A 20,960-nucleotide genomic window follows, 5' to 3' on the forward strand; every position below is an offset into this window, starting at 1 on the left:
CGATGCGTGAACGACAACACGTCTTCCGGCTAATGGTAAGGATCCGCCGCGTCGCGCAGCCCGTCGCCCATGAAGTTGAAAGCGAGGACCACGATCACCACCGGGACCATCGGGAAGAGCAGCCAGGGATGGAGCTGCACGGCCGCGAGGTTCTGAGCCTCGTTGAGCAGCACGCCCCAGCTCGTCACGGGCGGGCGCAGGCCCAGGCCGAGGAACGAGAGGGCGGTCTCGCCGAGAATCATGGACGGGATCGAGAGCGTCGCCGAGGCGATCAGGTGACTCATGAAATTCGGGATGAGGTGGCGCGCGATGATGCGCTGCTTGGAGGCGCCCATCAGCTCCGCCGCCTTCACGAAATCCTCTTCGCGCAGCGAGAGGAGTTTGGAGCGCACGGCGCGCGCGAGCCCCGGCCAGTCGAGCAGGCCGAGGATGATCGTGATGCCGAAGAACACCAGGATCGGGCTCCAGTTCGCCGGCAGGGCGGCGGAGAGCGCGAGCCACAGGGGCAGCTCCGGCAGCGAGCGCAGGATTTCGATCATGCGCTGGATCACGTGATCGACCCAGCCGCCGAGATAGCCGGCGAGCCCGCCGAAGAAGAGGCCGAGCGCGAACGACACGGCGATGCCGACGATGCCGATGGTGAGCGAGATCCGCGCCCCGTAGATGATGCGCGAGAGCAAGTCGCGCCCGAGCCGGTCGGTTCCGAGCAGGAACATCGTGCCGTCCTTGGGAGGGCAGACCAGGTGGAAGCTCATCTCCCACATGCCCCAGAACTGATAGGTATTGCCCTGGCACAGGAAACGGATGGGTTGCGGCTTCGTTCGATCGGGTGTGTAGACGCGCCGGAAGCTCTCCAGGTCGAAACTGTACGTGTAGGGATAGGTGAAGGGCCCAACGAAGCGGCCCTCATGCATCAGGTGAACGGCCTGCGGCGGTGCGTAGAGGAAGTCGCCGTGGCGCTTCGTCTGGTTGTAGGGCGCGACGATCTCGACGAAGGGCACGAGAAGGTAGAAGGCGAGCAGCACGAAGGCCGCTGCCAGCGCCACCTTGTGGCGGCGGAACTTCCACCACATCAATTGCCAGGACGAGGCGCGGTAGAAGCTCTCGCTTTCGGCCCCGACCGGCTCGGTCTTGCCCGGATCGAAGGGAGCCGGATCGACATAGTGGTGCTTGGAGGGAAGAGCCGTGTTCATCGTCCTCCTCCCATCCGGATCCGCGGATCGAGCCAGGCCAGCAGCAGATCGGAAACCAGCATGCCGACCACCGTCAGCACTGCGACGAACATCAGGATGAAGCCGGCGAGGAACTGGTCCTGGCTTTTCAGCGCGCTCAACAGGATCGGGCCCACCGTCGGCAGGCTCAGGACCAAGGATACCAGGACGGATCCGGAGACCAGATGCGGCAGCAGGTTGCCGATATCGGCGATGAAGGGGTTGAGCGACATGCGGAAGGGATATTTCAGCAGGGCTTTGGTGGGCTCGAGCCCCTTGGCCTTCGCCGTCACGTAATATTGCTTGCCGAGTTCATCGAGGAGGTTGGCGCGCATGCGCCGGATCATGGCCGCCGTACCGCCGAGGCCGATCACGACGGTCGGGACCAGGAGATGCGAGAGCAGGGATTGGATCTTGTCCCATGTCCAGGGCTCGCCCGCATACTGCGCGTCGTAGAGCCCGCCGATGGAAACGCCGAACCAGCGGTTCATGTAATAGAGCAGGATCAGCGCGAGCAGGAAACTCGGGGTCGCAAGCCCGATGTAGCCGATGAAGGTCGCGAGATAGTCCCCGAAGGAATACTGCCGGGTCGCCGAATAGATCGCGATGGGAATCGACACCACGTGAATGAAGATCACCGCCGCGAGGTTGACGAGAAGCGTCAGCCACAGGGCATCGCCGATCACCTCCACGACGGGCTTGTCGTACTCGAAGGACCAGCCCCAATCGCCCTGCATCAGGCCCGAGAAGCCGTTCGGACCGGGCATGACGCCGAGCCAGACCAGGTATTGCTGCCAGGCGGGCTTATCGAGCCCGTACTGTCTGATGAGGAACTCGGCCTTCGCGATGGAGGCGGATTCGCCCTGCGCTCTCAGCTCGGCGATCTGGTTGCTCAAAAAGTCGCCCGGCGGCAGCTTGATGATGAAGAAGACCAAGGCCGAAATGATCAGCAGAGTCACCGCCATGGTAACGAAGCGACGCAACAGGAAACGGATCATCGACGGGCCTCTTTGCCGGCGGCTTTGTTCCAGTGGATTTCATCCAGGCGATAGATGCCAAGCATCGCCGTCGGCTCCCAGCTGTAGAGCGCCTTGACCGGCAGTCCCTGCAACCCGTTGCGGACCACGATGGGCTGGAGCGCGCCGGAGATCGTGCCGATGGCCCATTGGTTTTCGGCATGGTTTTGCAGCATCTCGCTCCAGGCGCTTCTCTGCAGATCCCGATCGCCCGTGCTCATCCAGGTCGTATAGAGGTCGAGGAGGCGCCGGGCTTCGGGAATGTCCACCTTTTCCCCGTTCTTGCCCTTGGTCTCCACGTGCTGGCCCCATTTCGGCCATGTGTAATTGTCCTGGCGCATGGGGGCGAGTTCCGTCGGCGGCATGATGGCCGTGGGGATCGCATTGTCGAGGCCGGGAGCGGCCACCATGATCGTCAGGCCGGCATAAGAGCGGTTGCGCAGCACCGTGCGGTCCTGCGGCTTCACGAACAGTCTCACGCCGATTTCCCGCCAGAATTCCCCGATCAGCGTCAGGCCGTCGACCACGAGACTGCTCTCGCCGTCCGTTTCGACGATGATCTCCAGCTCGCGCCCGTCGGGAAGCAGGCGGATACCCGCACCATTGCGTTTCGTCAGGCCGATCTCGTCGAGGAGGCGCGAGGCTTCAGCCGGGTCATACCCGGCATTCATCGTGCGCAGCTCCTCCTTGAAGAGCGGACTTTCCGAGACGATGGTGTTGTTGCCCTCGGTCCCGAGGCCGAAGAGCAGCGCATTGTTCAGCGTTTTGCGGTCGATCCCGAGCGACAGGGCGCGGCGGAAGTGGACGTCCCGGTTCAGGTCGCGCCATGCGGGATCCACGGTGTTCAGATTGGGATAGAGCGCAAGCTCGGTGCCCCGGGCATAGGGCCAGAGCAGGGTCCTGTAGCCTTTCGCCTTCTCGCCTTCCTTCAGAACCGGGATGTCGCTCATGGAGAGGCCGCGGAACAGGAGGTCGACCTCTCCCGCATTGGCCTTGGCGGCGAAGAGGCCGGGCGCCGACACGTCCATGATCACCCGGTCGACGTAAGGCAATTGCTGCCCCTGGCTGTCGATCCGGTGGTAATAGGGATTGCGCTCGAAGATGAAGCGGTTGGCCGGAGCGGCGTTCATCACGCGCCAGGGCATGAGGGTGGGCAGGGCCGGGTTGGTCTGCTCCTTCATGTCGTCCATGCGATTGTGCAGGGCCGCCCAGGATTTCAGCTTCTGCTGCTTCGCCTTCTCCTCGAGAGAGACCTTGTCGGCATATTTGGCGTGGAACTGCTTGAGATACGCGGAAGCCCGGTAGATGCCGGGATCGAGCGGCCCGGCCAGTTGCGGCAGGAAGCGCGGATTGGGCTTGTCCCAGGTGTAGCGCACCGTCCGTTCATCGAGCACCTCGAAGCGCGGGGGCTTGCCGTCCACGAGCATGAATTCCGGCGGCCCTGCCGGTGAGAGGTCCTGGTTCTGGGCTACGTCCTCCCAGAAATAGCGGAAATCCTCCGCCGTGAAGGGAGAGCCGTCGGACCAGCGGTGCCCGGCGCGCAGGGTGAACGTGAAGACCCGGTCGCCCTCGTCGTCGAGCTTTTCCAGGAGATCGGGCTGAAGCTGAAGATTCTGATCGTAGCCGACGAGCCTTGTATAGGCGAAGGTCGAGATATAGCGGATGTCGCGCGCACGCGGCACCAGGGTCACGATATCGCCGCCGTAATGGCCTGCGGCCTTGACCACGATGGGATCTTTCGGAAGCCGCTCCGCCAGGGGCGGCAGCTTCTTTGCCTTCACCTGCTCGGCGAAGAACGGGGCGTCCTTGAAATCCTGCGCCATGGCGGGCAGCGCCAGCAATCCAAGGGCGACGGCGAGGGCGAGTTTTCGTGTTCGAGCCTTGAGCAGCATCACGCAGCCTCCCGGGCTGTCAGGTGCCCCACACGAACCTTGTGGCCTGGTTCGATCTGTTTCATCACGCCGAATTCGCCGGGCTTGATGCGGAAGGGCTCGGGCCATTCGGAGGGCTGGGAAAAGCGGCCGCTCCGCAGTTTGGCGAAGTCCAACGGCCGGTCGATGTCCGGGTCCGGCACGGCGGCGAGCAATGCCTGCGTATAAGGATGAACCGGGTTGCGGAAGAGGGAGGATTTCGGCGCCTCCTCGACGATATAGCCTCGGCACATGACCGCGATGGTATCGGCGATGTAATCCACGACCGCGAGGTTGTGCGAGACGAAGAGATAGGACAGGCCGAGGGCCGATTGCAGGTCCTTGAGCAGGTTGAGGACTTGCGCCTGCACGGAAACGTCCAGCGCAGAAACCGGCTCGTCGCAGAGCAGAACGCGCGGCTCGAGAGCGAGCGCACGTGCAATGCCGAGGCGCTGGCGCTGGCCGCCGGAGAAGGAATGCGGATAGCGCCTCAAAACGCGATGATCGAGACCCACCATGTCGAGGAGCTGCTTCACCCGCGCATAGCGCTCGTCCGACGTGCCGATGTTGTAGATGCGCAGGGGTTCGGTCAGAAGCTCATAGACCGTCATGCGCGGATTGAGGGACGAGAACGGGTCCTGGAAGATGAACTGCACGGAGCGGCGATAGGTGGTCAGCGCATCGCCTTCCAGCTTGTGCACATCCTTCGGCCCCGTGCCGTCGTCGAACAGCACATGACCGGAATTGGGGGTGAGCGCGCGCATGATCATCTTGGACACGGTGGTCTTGCCGCATCCGGATTCGCCCACGAGCCCCAGGGTTTTGCCGACGGGAAGGGCCAGGTCGACTTCGCTGACAGCGCGGATCTCCTGGGTCTTGCCGGAGAACCAACCCGACCGGAGCGTGAAGGACTTCGTAAGATGCTCGACCTTCAGGATCGGTCCCTTCGGCTGGATCCGCTCCGGGGCGGCGGCCGACGTGAGCGTGGCGCTCTTCACTTCGCGGATCGGCGTGAGGCGCTCGTTCTCCGCCATGGCGAAGCGCGGGACGGCGCGCATGAGCGCCTGAAGATAGGCATGCTGCGGGTTGCGGAAGATGTTCTCCCGCAAACCCGCCTCCATGACCCTCCCGCGATACATCACCACCACCTCGTCGGCCACATTGGCGACGACGCCGAGATCGTGCGTGATGAGCAGAACCGACATGCCGGTCTCGCCCTGAAGCTCCCTGATGAGGTCCAGAATCTGCGCCTGCGTCGTCACGTCGAGCGCCGTCGTGGGCTCGTCGGCGATCAGGAGGGCCGGGCGAGTGATGAGCGCCATGGCGATCATGGCGCGCTGGCGCAGGCCTCCGGAGAGTTCGAACGGATAGGTTTTCAGGGCACGCTTCGGATCGGGGAAGCCGACCCGGGCCAGCACCTCCATGGTCCGCTGGCGCGCCTTGGCCTGATCCGCGTCCGAATGGATCATCAGCGCCTCGGAGATCTGGTCCCCGATGGTATGGAGCGGCGACAGGGACGTCATCGGCTCCTGGAAGATCATCGCGATGCGTCCGCCGCGCAGGGCGTGCATGGCGTCGCTCTCGGGCTGGAGTGCGGCGATGTCGATGGCGCCGGAGTTCGTGGGATCGTTGAACACGATCGACCCGCCAGTGATGCGGGCCTTCTTCGACAGGATCTGGAGGATGGCCTGCGCCGTCACCGATTTGCCCGATCCGGATTCACCGACGAGCGCCACCGTCTTTCCTTTGGGGATGTCGAAGGTCAGCCCGTCGACGGCCCGGAAATCGCCGGCATCGGTCTTGAAGTCAACTGCCAGCCCGTGAACCGACAGGAGTGGCGCTTCCATATGCTCCTCCAGGATTTATGAGCATAACGCATCAGACCCCATTAGATTTCAAATGTGATCTTATTTCCAATCCAAACCATGCGTCCGGGCACAGGAAACCTATGCCGCGTGCGGCAAGGCGGGCGATAAGCCTTTCGCATAACGCCCAGATGACGTCGTCATGAACGAGATGATGGGTCAGGAAACCGATCGGCTCTTCGGAGTCCGCATCGCCGGTCACGCGTCGCTCGACCGCTCCGGCGAGGGCGGTCATGATCAGAGGGGGATCCGCGAGGCTTCTCGTGCCGTGCCAGTCGATCGGATCCACATGGGTGTTGACCTGAACGAGGCCGGGCGGGGGCCGGGCGCTCTTCCGATCCGTGAAGGTGGACAGGCCCCGGAACCCCGCTCCCGGCAAGCGGGGGACAAGATCCGGGGAAATCCGGTTCCAGGGCGGCACGAAGACCGGCAGCAGCCTCGATCCGAGGTGCTCTCGCGCCAGGTGCAGCCCCCGTTCCGCTTCCGTAGCCATGCGGTCCAGGGGCCGGTGAGGGCCGAACTCCGCCTTCTTCTCGCCGTCCGGCGCATGGTCGGCATGGCTCCAGCCATGCACCAGGGCGAAGGCCTTCGGCTCGCTGGCCAGGCGCCGCGCGAGAGAGGGTTGGATCTTTTCCGGAATGACCGCGAGACCGATCCCGGCATCGTAGCGTCGGGCGAGTTCGAGAAGGCGGTCGAGGCGGGGCGTATCGGCCACAGCGTCGTCATCCCGCCACCAGAACCGGACCGGGACGCCCTGATCCCGGGCTCGGTCCAGCGCCAGATCGAGAGGCGACCAGTCGATGGTCCGGTGAAGTGCCGGGCCTGACGACACGAGGCTTTCGGCCTCGATCACGGTTCGATCGGCTCCATCCAGGGAAATGGTCGGAGCCGGGGAGGGTCGACGAGCCAGCCCGCGCCGGACGGCTTCTGCCAGATGCTGCGGGGAGAGCTCCGCCTCGGGCACGATCTCTGCGAGGCCCAGTGCCGCCAGCCGCTCGGCGCGCAGGCGCTGCTCCGTCTCCTTGCCAGCCTCGAACGGGACAAGAATCGATGGGACGCCGCAGCGGAGGAGATCGACGACCGTGTTGTACCCGGCTTGGCTCACGGAGACCTCCGCGCCGGAGAGCAGGGCCCGGAAATCGGGTCGTGCCCGCTCCACGGTAACATGAGCCGGAGCGCTTTCTCGAAGCGCGAGGAACTCGGCTTCCGCCACACCCCTGCCGACGAGGAGGCGCCAAGGCCGATCGGCAATGTCCTGCGCGGCCGCGAGGGCCGCACGGTAGAGGGGCAGGCTCGCGGCGCTCGATCCGCCCGACACGACGATCCCGTGCCGGTGAGCCAGCGGCATCGGGGCATCGTTCTCGTCCACATAGCCCGTATAGCGAACGAGCGGCTTTACCCGCTCGTCCACGGGCCATGAGGCTTCCAGCGGCACGAGTTCCGGGTCTCCATGGACGAGAACGGCGTCGTAATCGCGAAGCACGCGCTCATGGGTCTCCGCAACGCGCGACGCCTTGGAGGAGGCGACCAGGATGTCCCGGATCGAGCACAGCACCCGCGGGCGCGGGTTCATGCGGCGCGCGGCATCGAGCAGGGTTGCGAATTCGTCCGCCAGCACGCGGCGCCCGAAAGGAAAGAGCTCGGTGATCAGAATATCGGGCCGGGCGGTTCTCAGGGTGTCGAGCAGAAGGGCGCGTCGCTTGTCGAGATAGACCTCATCGACGGGTGCGAGATTATCGCCGAGCAGCGTCTTGAAATCGGTGCCGACGGTCTGCACGGGCGGCAACTGAACGAATGCGACGTTCTCCAGACCGGCCAATCGGGAAGGAGTGCCGCCCGACACGAGTGTCGCCGCATGTCCCCTTGCCGCGAACGCCCGTGCCAGGGCGGCAGCCCTGGCGAGGTGGCCCGCTCCCAGAAGGTGCGTGACGGCGATCAGAACGCGCAAGCTCATATCAACATTCTATCCCGTTACGGCTTGCAGCGCATTGGTTAAGCGCAAAGCGGCGTGACCGAGGTCGCGCTCCTCTTTGACGAAGCGGGAAGCGTTGTCGCCGAACGTCTCGAGCCGTTTCCGGTCCCGCACGAGTCCGCTCACGGCATCGGCGAAACCGGCGATGTCGCCGGGCGGCGTCAGCAGCCCGGTCTCGCCGTCCCGCACCACGCTGGCAACGCCGCCATAGGTGCCCGCAACCACCGCACAGCCGAGGGACTGAGCCTCCAGCAGCACCATGCCGTAAGCCTCGTTGACGGCAGGCCAGACGACGAGGTCGGCCATCAGATAGAGGGCTGCCAGATCGGCCTTTCTCTCGATCCGTCCGTGGAATCGAACCCTGTCCTGTATAGGCGAGAACAGCCGCGCGACCTCGTCCCGTGCTTCGCCGTCCCCCACGATCTGAAGCGACCAGGGTAGGTGCTGGAGACGTTCCATGGCGGCTGCGAGAATGCGATAGGAGGCAAGCTTGTCGCCCTCCCGCATCATCGCCACCGCGAGAAGGCGCGGCTCGGACGCTCGCGAAGGGCGCAGACCCGACAGGGGCCACTCCGCAAGATCCAGGAAAGGCGGCAGGTCCACCAGGGCCTGGCGCGATGGCCTCTCGGCCTCCAGGGCTTCCCGGTCATGGGCCGTCATGCTGAAGATCACGTCGGCACGGTCGAGAGCGGCTTGTGCGCCGTCGTGCCCGAGGGCCCAGGGGCCCCGCGCGCGCTTGGACGCGCGCGACCCTTCCGCGATGGCATAGGGGATGCCCAGCGCGTCGGCGACACGCGGGCCGATCCAATCCGGCGCCTTGTAATAGACGTGATAGGTGAACCACAGGCGGGGTCGATCGTCCTCGGAAAGTCTCCTGTAGTGAGCGACGAGGCGGTCGGCCTCCTCCAGCGATTCCTCTCGGAGGCTTTCCTGTCGGTGCCGATTGCCGACCTTGTCGAGCGTTCGCACCTCGCTCGCGAGACGGGGGGAATAGCCGGCCCGTTCGAGCGCCTTCATCAGCAGGCGTGCCATGGTGCGGTCGCCCGAGGGAAGGGGATGGTTCGGGCTCTTCAAGGGAGCATAGAACGCCACAGGCCGCGCGATCGTCACACCGGCTCCGGTTCGTTCCTGGCGGTGTCCGTCGCGGACCGGAGACGCTCCTCCAGAACGTCGATCCCGCCCTCCATGGAGAAATCCCGCCGCAGGCGCGCAAAGGCTGCGGCGCCGAGCGCGTCTCGGCGCGCTGGGTCGCGGGCCAGGAGATTGAGGGCGTTGGACAGGGCCGCCCAATCGCCCGGCGGCACGAGCTGGCCTTCCACGTCGTTGCGGATGAATTCCGGAATGCCGGCGAAGTCCGTCGCCACGATGGCGAGACCCTGGCTGGCCGCTTCCATGATCACGTTCGGAAGGCCGTCGCGATCGCCCGATTTCGCTTCCTTCGACGGAAGGACGAAGAGGTCCGCCTCGCGCAGGAGCGCGATGATGTCGGGCTGCGCCTTGGAGCCGAGAAACGCCACCTTGTCGGCGGTTCCGGCCTCCTGCGCCTGCTTCTTCAACGTGTTGAGCAGTTCGCCGCCACCCACATGGGCGAAGCGCCAATGGAGGTCCTGGGGCAGCGCGGCGAGCGCCTGGATCAGGTCGCCGAAACCCTTCTTCGCCACGGCCCGGCCGACGGACACGATCCTGACCGGATCGAGCGGGTCCGAGCCGTCCCTGGCAGGACGGCTTTCGGGCGCGGCCGGGAAGCGGGAGAGATCGAGCCCATGATAGACGAGCGATACCTTGTCGGGCCGAGACAGGGATTGAAGGTTTCCGGCTCCCTGCGCCGTGCAGGTCACCCCCCAGAGCGCTTCGCCCATCTTCTCGCGCTTTTCCCAGTCGGGTGTCGTCCAGATATCCTTGGCATGGGCCGAGAAGGTCCAGCTCCGACCCGTGAGCAGGGCCGCATAGCGAACGACGGAGGCGGGTGTGTGGAGATAATGCACGTGCAGGTGCCGCACATCCTCCGGCATCTCGCGCGCCATCACGAAAGCCTGGCCGAGGCGGCGCACGCGGTTCGGGGTGAAATCGCGCTTCAGATCGCGCCAGAACGCCCGGATCGTTGGGCCGAAGCCTTTCTGGCCCAGGCTCCAGAAGGCGCCGCGCAGGACGCGCAACGGCTCTTCGTACAGATATTCCGGCAGATAGGTGACCCGCGCCTTGATCGTCTTGTGCATGGGGTGCACGGCCCGCTCCGTCGGGTGGCGGAGCGACCAGATCTCGAGGGCAAGGCCGCGCTGCTCGAGGGCTAGGATTTCCTGGGCGATGAAGGTTTCGGAGAGGCGCGGGTAGCCTTTCACCACGATGGCGATGCGTCGGGCTGATTCAGAGGGAAGCATGTGTACGGTTACTCGGCCGCCTGATGATATGCGGTGGCAAACGGTGCCTTCGAGGCGGTGAGCGCCTTCAGCCGCTCCTGTACCCGGTCGAGGCCGTCGAGAAGACCGGGAACGACGACCTCGGAGGGGCGCGGCTGCGACGCAAGGGAGCGCAGGGCGGCCGCCATGCGCTCGGGCGTGCGCGGCTGCTCGTAGTCGCTCAGCATGCGCACCAGACCCAGCCGCTCGCCCTCGACGGCGCGGATGTACTGCTCGAGGCGGGGCTTCGTGCGCGGGACGATCAGGGTACGCTTGTCGAAGGACAGGGCCTCGCAGAAGGTGTTGTAGCCGCCCATCGCCACGATGGCGTCCGCCTTCTTCATGAGCCACTCGATCTTGTTGTCGAAGGACATCACGTCGAGCTTCGGCTGCCTGGCGATGCGCTCCACGAAGGAGCGGCGCTTGTCCCTGTCGATGAAGGGGCCGAAAAGGATGAGCGCGGGCTGTTCGAGCGCCGCATCCGCCTCGTAGGCCGAGATCACCCAGTCGATCAGGTCGTCGCCGTCGCCGCCGCCGCCCGTCGTCACCAGGATGAAGGGCTGCTTCGTGATCTTGGGATATCGGGTCAGGGACGGGGTCGGCGGCACGTCACGGCGCAGATAGCCGGTATAGGTAATCCGCTCTTCCACGTAATCGGGCAGGGCCAGCGCCTTGAGAGGCTGGTAGATGTCCTTGAGGCCATAGACCCAGACTTCGTCGTAGTAGCGGGTCAGGGCCTCCTTGGCTCCTTTGCGCTCCCACTCGGGCACGAGAAGCGCCGGCTCGTCCATCACGTCGCGAATGCCGAGCACGAGGCGGCAGCCTGCGGCCTTGAGATAGTCGAGCGCCGGCACGACTTCGCCGCGAAAGCCCGTGGGCTCCTTGTCGACGATGAACACGTCGGGCCGGAAAGCCTTGGCGGCCTGAAGAATTAGGGCCTGGCGCAGGCCCACCGCCTCGTCCAGGTCGATATTGAGGTTGAGGCTGCGGTAATCCCCGTCCGGGAGCTTCGTGACCCCCGGGATGCGGATATAGTCGACGCCGCTGTCGAACTCGAAATTGCCGATGACGGGCGAGCCCGAGATGATGACGATCGAGGTGTCGGGCCGGTCCTGCACGATGGCATTGGCGAGCGCCCTCGACCGGCGCAAATGGCCGAGACCAAAGGTATCGTGGCTGTAGATCAGGACGCGCGTTCCTCGGCCGCCATCGGACTGCCCAGAGGCAGAACCTGCGTCCTGATCAAAATCCATTGCCAGGTCTGCCATGCGGCTGCCCCTTCGGTCAGGCGGCCCGGCCGATTGACGACCAATCCGCCCTCTCTACCTTCTAAGGTCCCTGTCGATCAAATAAGGCGTTGCCCAAGATCGGAAAGAGGTTCATCCAGGCGTACAGAAGTGGTGACCTTACGGCAATGGAAAAGAGCCTCTTTAGGTACATTTGGACACATTCAAGACGCGACCAGCTGATCGTTTGCGCGGTCGTGCTCGCCTCCCTGCCATTTTATTTCATGTCCCTCGACCTGCCTCGCCAGATCGTGAACCAGGCGATCCAGGGCGAGGCGTTCAGGGACGGCAACGCCACGGCCCCTTTCCTCCATCTCAGCTATGACTGGCCGAAATGGCTGGGCGGCGGCACGCTGGAGATCTTCGAAGGCTTCCAAGTGGGTCGGCTCGGTCTGCTCCTCGGCCTCTCGACGCTTTTCCTGTTCTTCGTGGTCGTCAACGGGGCGTTCAAGTACTGGATCAACGTCGCCAAGGGCATCCTGGGCGAGCGGATGCTGCGGCGCATGCGCTTCGACCTGTTCTCCATGGTGCTCCGCTTCACCCCGGACGCCCTGCGCACGGTGAAATCCTCCGAGACGGCGACGATCATCAAGGATGAGGTCGAGCCCATCGGCGGCTTCATCGGAGATGCGTTCATCACCCCGATCTTCCTGGGGATGCAGGCCATCACGGCCCTCGTCTTCATCATGATCCAGAACGTCTGGCTCGGCCTGATCGCGCTGGCCGTGATCGCGGTGCAGTTCACCATCATCCCGCGGCTGCGGCGGGAGCTGCTCCGCCTCGGAAAGCAGCGGCAGCTGGAATCGCGCCAACTGGCCGGGCGCATCGCCGAGGTCCAGGACGGCATCGAGGTCGTTCACGTCCACAATGCCTATAATTGGGAACGGGCCGAGATCGGGCATCGGCTGTTCAATCTCTTCTCGGTCCGGCTCAAGATCTATAACCGGAAGTTCTTCGTCAAATCGCTCAACAACTTCCTGGCGCAGCTGACGCCCTTCTTCTTCTACGCCATCGGCGGCTATTTCGCCCTGCGCGGCACGCTCGACATCGGTCAGCTCGTGGCCGTCATCGGCGCCTACCGGGAGCTGCCGCCGCCCTTGAAGGAGCTGATCGACTGGGACCAGCAGCGTCTCGACGTCCAGGTGAAATACGACCAGGTCACCCAGCATTTCGCCGAGGAACGGCTCGTGCCCCTGCACGAGGCCCGCGACGCTGCGGACGAGGACGTGCCCCTGACAGGTCCCCTGGTGGCCGAGGAGATCCGCGTCGCCGGCATCCATGGCGACATGATCATCGAGGGCGGCGCCTTCGCCATCGACCTTCCCGCGAGCGTCGCCCTGATCTCGAACGGCGGCGCCGCGGCCGGCATGCTTGCGCGCATCATCGCCCGCCGAACCTCGGAGTTCAGCGGCCAGATCCGCATCGGCGAGCACGATCTGATGCAGCTTCCCGTTTCCACCGTCGGGCGCCGCATCGCCTATGCGGGCGTCGACCCCATCCTCTTCCCCGGCAGCATCCGCGACAACCTGGTCTACGGTCTCCGCTCGAAGCCGTTGGGCCGGATCGAGGAGGAGAAGCGCGAGATGGACCGCCGCATCGCCGAGGCGATCAGAACGGGCAATCCCCTCGAGAGCATTGCCGATCAATGGGTGGATTACGAGCGGATCGGCGCGAGGGACGAGAGCGATCTCGACCGCATTCTCCTCGATCTGCTCGACCGGATCGGGATGGGCGATACGATCTACCTGTTCGGCCTGGCGGGGCGTATCGATCCCGAACGCCACATGGCGCTCGCCGAACGGGTCGTCGAAGCCCGTCATCGCCTGCGCGAAACGTTCCAAGCGAACGGCATGGCCGATCTCGTCGAACCGTTCGATCCGGACCTCTACAACAGCCAGGCCACCATCGCCGAGAACCTCCTATTCGGAGTGCCGATCTCGGACGAGTTCAAGGGGCGCAATCTCGCCGAGAACGGCCAGTTCCGCAGCGCCATCGACCGGGCCGGGCTGACCGACGATCTTGTCCGCATGGGCCTGCAGATCGCCGAGACCATGACCGAGATCTTCGAAGGGCTGCCCCCCGGCCATTCGCTGTTCGAGCAGTTCTCCTTCATCGGTGCCGAGGAGCTGTCGGAATTCGCCTCGATCCTGCGCCGGCACGCGCGGGGCGAGGGCAATCTGAAGCGGGAGGACCGCACCCGGCTCCTGGCCCTGCCACTCGCCTATATCGAGGCCCGGCACCGCCTCGGACTCCTCGACGGCCAGCTCATGGCCCGAATCGTTGAGGCGCGCGGCCGGGTCCGCGAAGTTCTGGCGAAGTCGGATTCCGAGGGCGTGGAGTTCTACGATCCGGAGCAGTTCTGCGCGGCGGCGCCCTTGCGGGACAATCTCCTGTTCGGACGCGTCAGCTACCAGGTCGCCAATGCCCGCATTCGGGTGACCGAAGCCGTGGCCGCCGTGGTCCGCGAGCTGGACCTGTTGGAAGACATCGAGCGGATCGGCCTCGATTATCAGGTCGGCACGGCCGGGCGGCTTCTGTCGCCGCAGGAGCGGGCGAGCGTCAATCTGGTGCGCTGCCTCGTGAAGCGCCCCGACATCCTCGTGATCGATGGGGCCTTCGCACCCTTCGACGAGTCACGCAGCCAGCAGATGCTGGAGCTGCTGCTGGAGCTCCTCGATCAACAAAGCCTGTTCATGGTCCTTCCGAATGATCGACAGGCGGGCTCTTTCGATGTTCAGTTGCGCTTCCGTGACGGACAAATCATTACAGAAAAGACGGCCGCTCCGGCTCCCAGGTCCGCCAGACCCGAGCCGGACGCCGCCCAGAGAGTAGCAGGAGAGGTGGCATGACCCTTGAAACAGAGGTTCAGTCCTTGCGGCAGGTGCCGATGTTTCGGGATGTGGATCCGGCCCGGTTGAAGCTTCTCGCCTTCACGAGCGAGCGGGTGCAGTTCTCCGACGGGCAGCGCTTCTTCTCGCAAGGGGACCCGTCCGACGCCGCCTATGTGATCCTCGACGGCCGGGCGAGCGTTCTCCTCAACACGCCGGGCGGCGACATCCAGGTCGCCGAACTGGGAAGCAATGCCCTCGTCGGCGAGATGGGCATTCTCTCGGACACGCCGCGCTCCGCCACGATCATGGCGGCCGAGCCGACGACGGCTCTGCGAATCGACAAGAGGGTCTTTCTGGAGCTTCTCGCCCAGTTTCCCCAGATGTCCCTGGCGATCATGCGGGAGCTGGCAAAGCGCCTCGAGCGGACGAATGCGCAGCTTGTCGCACAGTCCTCATCCTAAATTTCCTGGTCAGCCTTAGGATTTTTCGGGGAAAACCCTGCTTAAGGTTAGCAAAATCCTACCTCCAATGGCCAAGCTGACCGATTCTGGTCACAACTACCCGTCAACCCTTGTCCCAGAATGACACAAGGGAAGGCCCGATCGTCAGGTCGGGCTGTTGCGGGATAAGTGATGATGAGTAACGCGAGAACGCTGCTGTGCGCGGTTCCGCAGCCTGTTGCGGATGTGTGCAAGCCGGGACGTCGCCGCCGTTTTCTTAACCTGACCTTGACCGCAGGCCTGATCGTGGGCCTCCAGGGATTCGCCGCCGGACCGGCGGCGGTCGCCACTCTTCCGAGCGCTCTCATGACACGGCCGGTCGCGGCTGCGGTCCCGCAGCCGGTCACCACCGGTTCCCTCATCACGGCGTCGATGGACTTCACCCCGAAGCTGATCAAGGACCCAAGCCTCTTCAAGGCGATTCTCGACGGTGCATTCTCCTTCAGGAAGCCGCATGCGGTGAAACCGGCGCCGCGCGAGATGCAGGACGAGGCCGCCGGCGATCCCGATGAGCTGATCCCCTTCAATGGGCGCAACGTTCCCCGCTGGCTCGTGCATTCCATCCTCAAGGCCGCCCATGTGACCGGCGTCGACCCGGTCTACATGATGACCCTGGCTGATGTGGAATCGAGCCTCTCGCCCGAAGCCAAGGCCCCGACCTCGTCGGCCCAAGGTCTGTTCCAGTTCATCGACCGGACCTGGCTCGAAATCGTGCAGCTCCATGCTGCGGATTACGGCTTTGCTGCGGCCGCCGAGGCGATCAAGACCGTGGACGGCGATCCGGTCGTCGGCGACAGGGACCGTGCCTGGATCATGAATCTGCGCACCGACCCGTACTTCTCCGCCCTCATGGCCGGAGAACTCATCAAGGACGTGGAGCGCGCCCTTCAGGCCCAGGGCGAGCGGGAGCTGGCGGAGGCCGAACTCTACCTCGCGCATTTCCTGGGAGCCTCCAGCGCCGTCCGGTTCCTCGAAGTCCTCGACCGGGACCCGAACATGAAGGCCTCCAAGCTCTTCCCGAAGGCCGCGAAGGCCAATGCGGGGCTGTTCATGGAAGGCAAGGGACGCAAGCGCCGCCCGGTGAGCGTCGCCGAGCTTTACAACAAGATCGATTCGAAGATCGTCCGCCGCCTAGACCGTTACGAGGGCATCGGCCCCTATCTCGCCGAGATTTCCCGTCAGAGCGAGGAGCGGACCTCGGAAGCGAGCGCCCTCGTGCAGTAGGGCGGCCCTTTGGGTCACCCGATCGCGCTGATCGCCGACGAGGCGGAGACGGGAAGCGAGCGGGTGTGGATGAAATCGTCCTTGGCCATGTAAGTCAGCTCCTGCGGCGTGGAGGCGCGCCCGAGAACCGGGTTCCGGTGCGGGAAGCGGCCGAACCGGGAGATGATGTCGAAACGGGTCCGGGCTTGGCCCAGGGTAAACTGCCAGACCGGCTTGAGATCCTCCGGGGCTTCGGCGAGGGCCCGCTCCGCAATGGCGACGACGCGCCCCATCCTGTCCACATGATCCGGTCCCTCGGCATGGACCAGGGGCAGGAGGTAGAAGAATTCCTCGTAGGGGGAGGCCAGGGCGCCGTAATGCCCGTTGCCGAATCCTTCCTCGGCGATCCTCAAGGCATCCGGATCGGAGGAATAGGCTTGCGGCGTCCCCGCGAACAGGCCGCGCGGGAACCGGTCCAGAACGATGATCAGGGACAGCCGCCCCTGCGGCGTGGCGCGCCAATGATCGAGCCCGCCGGCCCTGGCCGCGTGAACCAGGGGGGCGAAGGGGCGCAGTTCCGCCTGCGCTTCGCCGTGAAACCACCAGGTCATCATCTGCCAATGCGCCGCGATGCCGGACCGCGACAGGTCCATCGGGAACCAGAAATCGTAGACCCTGCGCCAATCCAGCTGAGATGACATCCATTCCTCCCTGAAGGACTGGATCTTATCCGGCCTGGAATGGCCGTGCTGTGCTTGGAAGCACCCGACGAGCGGGTTCGTCAGGCCCGGGCCGGACCTGCGCTGCCACCCTCTCACGTCATCACCGGGCTCGTGCCGGTGATCTCGATGCGAAAGGCGTTGCGCTTCAAGTGATCGGGATGGCCGGCACAAGGCCGGCCATGACATGGGAGAGGGCGGTCAACTCCTCCCACGGTGAGGTTGGAGATTGTGAGGTGCACGCCACAAAGACGGCCGAAGAGCCTAGAAAGCCTTGAACGTGATGATCGTGTGCGTGTCGGCGATCTCGGGAATGACCTGCACGTTTTCCGCGATGAAATGGCCGATATCGACCCCGTCATCCACGTGAAACTTGGCGAGAATGTCGTAGTTGCCGGCCGTCGAGTAGATCTCGGAGGCGATCTCCCGGTCGGCCAGGGCGTTCGCGACGGCATAGGTCTTGCCGAGCTTGCATTTGATCTCGACGAAGAAGGTCTGCATGGGAGGCTCCGGGGACGCGTCTGGAATGTCTCAATCCGAGACATATGGCACGGGACCGGGCCGGTGAGAACCTCTGCTGCCCGGTCCCGTGGACCGTCATCCCCGTCCGACGCTCACATAGGTGAAGCCATGGCGGCGCATCTCCTCCGGGCGATAGACGTTGCGCAGGTCCACGACCACCGGAGCCGCCAGGGTGGCCTTCAGGCGGGTCAGGTCCAGGGCCCGGAACGTATCCCACTCGGTCACCAGCACCAGCGCGTCCGCTCCGCGGGCGCAATCATAGGCGTCCCGGGCATAATGCACGTCCGTGAGGACCGCCTTGGCCGCCGACATGCCTTCCGGATCGTAGGCCCGCACCTGGGCGCCCGCATCCTGCAGCGCGGTGATCACGTCGATGGAGGGGGCGTCGCGCATGTCGTCGGTGTTGGGCTTGAAGGTCAGGCCGAGCACCGCAACCGTCTTGCCGCGCACGGAGCCGCCGCAGGCGGCGATCACCTTCCGGCCCATGGCGCGCTTACGCTGGCTGTTGACCGCCGCCACCGTCTCGACGATGCGGATCGGCGCCTCGTAGTCCTGCGCCGTCTTGATCAGGGCCAGCGTGTCCTTGGGAAAGCACGAGCCGCCATAACCCGGGCCGGCGTGCAGGAACTTCGCCCCGATGCGATTGTCGAGCCCGATGCCCCGGGCTACGTCCTGCACGTTGGCGCCCACATGCTCGCACAGGTCGGCGATTTCGTTGATGAAGGTGATCTTGGTCGCCAGGAACGCGTTGGCGGCGTATTTCGTCAGCTCCGCCGTGCGCCGGGACATGACGAGCAGGGGCGACTGGTTGAGATAGAGCGGGCGGTAGAGCTCGTTCATCACGCCCCTGGCGCGGTCGTCCTCGGTGCCCACCACGATGCGGTCCGGCCGCTTGAAATCGGCGATGGCCGCGCCCTCGCGCAGGAATTCCGGATTCGACACCACGGCGAAGTCCGCATCGGGGCGGACGTCGCGGATGATGCGCTCGACCTCGTCGCCGGTGCCCACCGGGACGGTCGATTTGGTCACGATGACGGTGTAGCCGTCCATGGCGGCCGCGATGTCGCGGGCGGCCTGGTAGACGTAGGAGAGGTCGGCGTGGCCGTCGCCGCGACGGGACGGGGTACCGACCGCGATGAAGACGGCCTCGGCGTTCCGAACCGCCTGAGGAAGATCGGTGGTGAAGGTCAGGCGCTCCTCGCGCACGTTCTTGGCGACGAGTTCGGCCAGGCCCGGCTCGAAGATGGGGATCTCGCCGCGGTTGAGGGCCTCGATCTTGGACGGATCCTTGTCTACGCAGCAGACCTCGTGGCCGAAATCCGCAAAGCAGGCGCCGGAGACCAGGCCGACATAGCCCGCTCCGATCATCGCAACACGCATCGAGAACTCCCAATTTGTTCGGATCTTGGGTTTAGAGTGGCATGGGGCTCGCAGCAACCCAGGGGATCAGACGATTTCGAGGCAGTTTTCTCGCCATTGTAACAATGCCCCCTTTGACTTCTGAAGTGAGTACCTCCACAACACCGCCGCTTTTCAAACGGGGCATTGATGGACAATCCTTTTCTTGTCGAGGTCACCCGCGGAAACCTTGTCGAGTCGCGCCATCGGGGCAGCGTCTCCGTGGTCGACGCCGAGGGGGGCATGGTACTGTCGATCGGCGATGTGGACAGGCGCGTTTTTCCGCGCTCCGCCGTGAAGGCGCTGCAGGCCATGCCGCTGGTCGAAAGCGGCATCGCAGACAAGTACGGCCTGACCGACGAGGAGATCGCGCTCGCCTGTGCGTCCCATTCGGGCGAGCCCGAGCATGCGGCGACCGCCAAGGCCATGCTGGCCAAGGCCGGGCAGGATGTCGGCTGTCTCGAATGCGGCGTGCACTGGCCCATGGGCGAAGCCGCCAACCGCGCCTTGGCGGCTTCGGGTGCCAGCCCGAGCGCCCTCCACAACAATTGCTCAGGCAAGCACGCCGGCTTCGTCTGCCTGGCCTGCGGTCAGGGCCAAAGCCCGAAAGGGTATGTGCTGGCGGACCATCCGGTGCAGCGTAGCGTGCGCGAGGCCCTGGAGGAGATCACCGGTGCCTGCCATACGGTCGAGAAGAGCGGCATCGACGGCTGCTCGATCCCGACCTACGCGATCCCGCTCCCGTCTCTGGCTTTCGGATTCGCCCGGTTCGGGGCGGGGACAGGTCTGCCGGGCGACGGCAAGGCCGCGGCGGCCCGGATCCGCAAGGCCGTGGCGCGCCATCCCTTCATGGTCGCCGGGACCGGCCGTTTCGATACGAAGCTCATGGAGCTTCTCGGCGAGCGCGCCTTCGTCAAGGTCGGAGCCGAGGGCGTCTATTGCGCCTCCTTCCCGGAGCTCGGCTATGGCGTGGCCCTCAAGGTCGAGGACGGGCATGGCCGTGCGGCGGAGGCCATGATGGCCGGGCTCGTCCTGCGCTTCCTCCCCTTGGGCGGCGACGAGCGCAAGGCCGTCGAAGCGCTGGCCCGGCCGGTGCTCAAGAACTGGAACGGCATCGAGGTCGGGCAGATCCGCGTCTCGCCGGAGATCCGGGGCGCGGTCTGAAGGCGCTCACGGTCTCGGGTTCATCTGCAGGCGGGTGTGGATGAGGTCGTCCGGCTGGAGGCCGTGCGGGCCATGGAACGGTCGGTCGAGAACGCCGACCATGTAGACGACGAGGCCGATGAAGATCATCAGAACGCTGCTGAGGATGAGGTGCGTCGTTCGCCGCAGGTCGAAGAGCCACAGAATGATGGCATTCAGAGCGGCTCCCACCATGACGACCGCCCAGATGACCCTTGGAATGCTGGTTCCGGCCGCCTGAATGCGCAGGCGGCGCTGCTCGATGAAGTCTTCGAAGGTCCGGAGCGCCGCCTCATGGATCAGGTCCTCTCCCGCATCGCGATTGGGCCTGAAGCCGAGGAGCTGGCGACTCAGCTGGTCGACGAGCTGCGTCCCGCGCGTGGAAACCTGATCGGTTCGCTGGGCGACCCAGCCCGGCCCCGTCTCCTCGTCGACATATTGACGAAGGGTATCCAACAGGGTCGTGCGGGCCGGTTCGGGATAGGCATTGAAGGTGCGGTAGAGGGCGATGACCTTGGACGACTCGCGCCCGACTGCATCCTGCGCCTTGACGTAATTCTCGAACACCGCGACGGAAAGCAGGGCCAGGAGAACGCCGTAATAGAGCGAGAAGACGTTCAGGAGCAGCGTGACGATGGCGTTCGGATCGCGTTCCCCGCGAATCAGGCGCGCGAATGTGGGTTGCAGCAGCACCAGGCCGACCAGGGTCGGCACCAGGAAGAAGAGGCAGGTGATCACGGCGCCCATGAAAAGGGGCAATTGATGCAATCGGTCGATCACGGCGGTGTCGGCTCTCGGTGACGCCCTTAGGCCTTCACCGAGTGAAGCGGATTTCCCCACGAGGATCAGGTGGAATTCCGGGTAGGCGGACGGAGCTTCCTACTATGGGCGGGATCTGTGGAACCCCGGCTCGACGCGATACCTATGTCGCGCCGGTTCGCGAGGTGGG

Annotated in this window: 16 protein-coding genes; 4 read left to right on the forward strand and 12 right to left on the reverse strand. The window is 64.9% G+C overall.

Annotated elements, in window-relative coordinates; translation table 11 throughout:
• Positions 1-29: 29 nt before the first annotated feature.
• Genes U0023_RS15675 through U0023_RS15710 form a run of 8 tightly spaced genes read right to left on the reverse strand, consistent with a single transcriptional unit; the run spans position 30 to position 11,638 of the window.
• Positions 30-1,193, reverse strand: a complete 1,164-nt coding sequence (locus U0023_RS15675; RefSeq protein ID WP_009494019.1) for an ABC transporter permease — start codon at positions 1,191-1,193, stop codon at positions 30-32.
• A complete protein-coding gene (locus U0023_RS15680) occupies positions 1,190-2,209 on the reverse strand; it encodes an ABC transporter permease (RefSeq protein WP_009494018.1) in 1,020 nt (339 codons plus the stop codon). Before U0023_RS15680 ends, U0023_RS15675 begins: the two co-directional genes overlap by 4 nt.
• Positions 2,206-4,119: an ABC transporter substrate-binding protein gene (locus U0023_RS15685; protein WP_009494017.1), complete on the reverse strand. Its 1,914-nt coding sequence runs from the start codon at positions 4,117-4,119 to the stop codon at positions 2,206-2,208. Before U0023_RS15685 ends, U0023_RS15680 begins: the two co-directional genes overlap by 4 nt.
• Positions 4,119-5,984 (reverse strand): ABC transporter ATP-binding protein, encoded by a 1,866-nt coding sequence (locus U0023_RS15690; protein ID WP_009494016.1) that lies wholly within the window; start codon positions 5,982-5,984, stop codon positions 4,119-4,121. Before U0023_RS15690 ends, U0023_RS15685 begins: the two co-directional genes overlap by 1 nt.
• Positions 5,985-6,015: 31 nt before the next feature.
• Positions 6,016-7,956 (reverse strand): glycosyltransferase, encoded by a 1,941-nt coding sequence (locus U0023_RS15695; RefSeq protein WP_009494015.1) that lies wholly within the window; start codon positions 7,954-7,956, stop codon positions 6,016-6,018.
• A 9-nt stretch (positions 7,957-7,965) separates the two neighbouring features.
• Positions 7,966-9,084 (reverse strand): glycosyltransferase family 4 protein, encoded by a 1,119-nt coding sequence (locus U0023_RS15700; protein ID WP_009494014.1) that lies wholly within the window; start codon positions 9,082-9,084, stop codon positions 7,966-7,968.
• Positions 9,081-10,352, reverse strand: coding sequence for a glycosyltransferase (locus tag U0023_RS15705; RefSeq protein ID WP_009494013.1), 1,272 nt, complete (start codon positions 10,350-10,352; stop codon positions 9,081-9,083). Before U0023_RS15705 ends, U0023_RS15700 begins: the two co-directional genes overlap by 4 nt.
• An 8-nt stretch (positions 10,353-10,360) precedes the next feature.
• Entirely contained in the window at positions 10,361-11,638 is a 1,278-nt protein-coding gene (locus U0023_RS15710; protein ID WP_009494012.1) for a glycosyltransferase family protein, read from the reverse strand.
• Between the two features lie 242 nt (positions 11,639-11,880).
• Between U0023_RS15710 and U0023_RS15715 the strand changes: the two genes are divergently transcribed.
• The 3 genes from U0023_RS15715 (at position 11,881) to U0023_RS15725 (ending at position 16,211) form a co-directional block, all read left to right on the forward strand.
• A complete protein-coding gene (locus U0023_RS15715) occupies positions 11,881-14,505 on the forward strand; it encodes an ABC transporter ATP-binding protein (RefSeq protein ID WP_245273106.1) in 2,625 nt (874 codons plus the stop codon).
• Positions 14,502-14,948 (forward strand): Crp/Fnr family transcriptional regulator, encoded by a 447-nt coding sequence (locus U0023_RS15720; protein ID WP_009494010.1) that lies wholly within the window; start codon positions 14,502-14,504, stop codon positions 14,946-14,948. The genes U0023_RS15715 and U0023_RS15720 overlap by 4 nt, the downstream gene beginning before the upstream one ends.
• 171 nt (positions 14,949-15,119) lie before the next feature.
• The gene (locus U0023_RS15725) at positions 15,120-16,211 is read left to right on the forward strand and encodes a transglycosylase SLT domain-containing protein (RefSeq protein WP_009494009.1); all 1,092 of its coding nucleotides are present in this window, start codon (positions 15,120-15,122) and stop codon (positions 16,209-16,211) included.
• A 14-nt stretch (positions 16,212-16,225) separates the two neighbouring features.
• Here the strand turns inward: U0023_RS15725 and U0023_RS15730 are convergent, their stop codons facing one another.
• The 3 genes from U0023_RS15730 to U0023_RS15740 all read right to left on the reverse strand — a co-directional run bounded on the left by U0023_RS15730 (position 16,226) and on the right by U0023_RS15740 (position 18,811).
• Positions 16,226-16,891: a DUF924 family protein gene (locus U0023_RS15730; protein WP_009494008.1), complete on the reverse strand. Its 666-nt coding sequence runs from the start codon at positions 16,889-16,891 to the stop codon at positions 16,226-16,228.
• Between the two features lie 282 nt (positions 16,892-17,173).
• Positions 17,174-17,410: an Lrp/AsnC ligand binding domain-containing protein gene (locus tag U0023_RS15735; RefSeq protein WP_009494007.1), complete on the reverse strand. Its 237-nt coding sequence runs from the start codon at positions 17,408-17,410 to the stop codon at positions 17,174-17,176.
• Positions 17,411-17,506: 96 nt separating this feature from the next.
• Entirely contained in the window at positions 17,507-18,811 is a 1,305-nt protein-coding gene (locus U0023_RS15740; RefSeq protein WP_009494006.1) for a UDP-glucose dehydrogenase family protein, read from the reverse strand.
• Positions 18,812-18,979: 168 nt separating this feature from the next.
• On the opposite strand from U0023_RS15740, the gene U0023_RS15745 reads away from it, so the two are divergent.
• The gene (locus U0023_RS15745) at positions 18,980-19,993 is read left to right on the forward strand and encodes an asparaginase (protein WP_009494005.1); all 1,014 of its coding nucleotides are present in this window, start codon (positions 18,980-18,982) and stop codon (positions 19,991-19,993) included.
• 6 nt (positions 19,994-19,999) lie between these two features.
• Here U0023_RS15745 and U0023_RS15750 read toward each other — a convergent pair whose 3' ends face one another.
• A complete protein-coding gene (locus U0023_RS15750) occupies positions 20,000-20,791 on the reverse strand; it encodes a bestrophin-like domain (protein ID WP_009494004.1) in 792 nt (263 codons plus the stop codon).
• Positions 20,792-20,960: the final 169 nt, after the last annotated feature.

The organism is Microvirga lotononidis (genome assembly GCF_034627025.1).
Lineage (GTDB): Bacteria > Pseudomonadota > Alphaproteobacteria > Rhizobiales > Beijerinckiaceae > Microvirga > Microvirga lotononidis.

Coding starts and splice junctions, on each gene's coding strand:
- U0023_RS15675 (WP_009494019.1), bottom strand. CDS start 1,193: ATGAACACGGCTCTTCCCTCCAAGCACCACTATGTCGATCCGGCTCCC.
- U0023_RS15680 (WP_009494018.1), bottom strand. CDS start 2,209: ATGATCCGTTTCCTGTTGCGTCGCTTCGTTACCATGGCGGTGACTCTG.
- U0023_RS15685 (WP_009494017.1), bottom strand. CDS start 4,119: ATGCTGCTCAAGGCTCGAACACGAAAACTCGCCCTCGCCGTCGCCCTT.
- U0023_RS15690 (WP_009494016.1), bottom strand. CDS start 5,984: ATGGAAGCGCCACTCCTGTCGGTTCACGGGCTGGCAGTTGACTTCAAG.
- U0023_RS15695 (WP_009494015.1), bottom strand. CDS start 7,956: ATGAGCTTGCGCGTTCTGATCGCCGTCACGCACCTTCTGGGAGCGGGC.
- U0023_RS15705 (WP_009494013.1), bottom strand. CDS start 10,352: ATGCTTCCCTCTGAATCAGCCCGACGCATCGCCATCGTGGTGAAAGGC.
- U0023_RS15710 (WP_009494012.1), bottom strand. CDS start 11,638: ATGGCAGACCTGGCAATGGATTTTGATCAGGACGCAGGTTCTGCCTCT.
- U0023_RS15715 (WP_245273106.1), top strand. CDS start 11,881: ATGTCCCTCGACCTGCCTCGCCAGATCGTGAACCAGGCGATCCAGGGC.
- U0023_RS15720 (WP_009494010.1), top strand. CDS start 14,502: ATGACCCTTGAAACAGAGGTTCAGTCCTTGCGGCAGGTGCCGATGTTT.
- U0023_RS15725 (WP_009494009.1), top strand. CDS start 15,120: ATGATGAGTAACGCGAGAACGCTGCTGTGCGCGGTTCCGCAGCCTGTT.
- U0023_RS15730 (WP_009494008.1), bottom strand. CDS start 16,891: ATGTCATCTCAGCTGGATTGGCGCAGGGTCTACGATTTCTGGTTCCCG.
- U0023_RS15735 (WP_009494007.1), bottom strand. CDS start 17,410: ATGCAGACCTTCTTCGTCGAGATCAAATGCAAGCTCGGCAAGACCTAT.
- U0023_RS15740 (WP_009494006.1), bottom strand. CDS start 18,811: ATGCGTGTTGCGATGATCGGAGCGGGCTATGTCGGCCTGGTCTCCGGC.
- U0023_RS15745 (WP_009494005.1), top strand. CDS start 18,980: ATGGACAATCCTTTTCTTGTCGAGGTCACCCGCGGAAACCTTGTCGAG.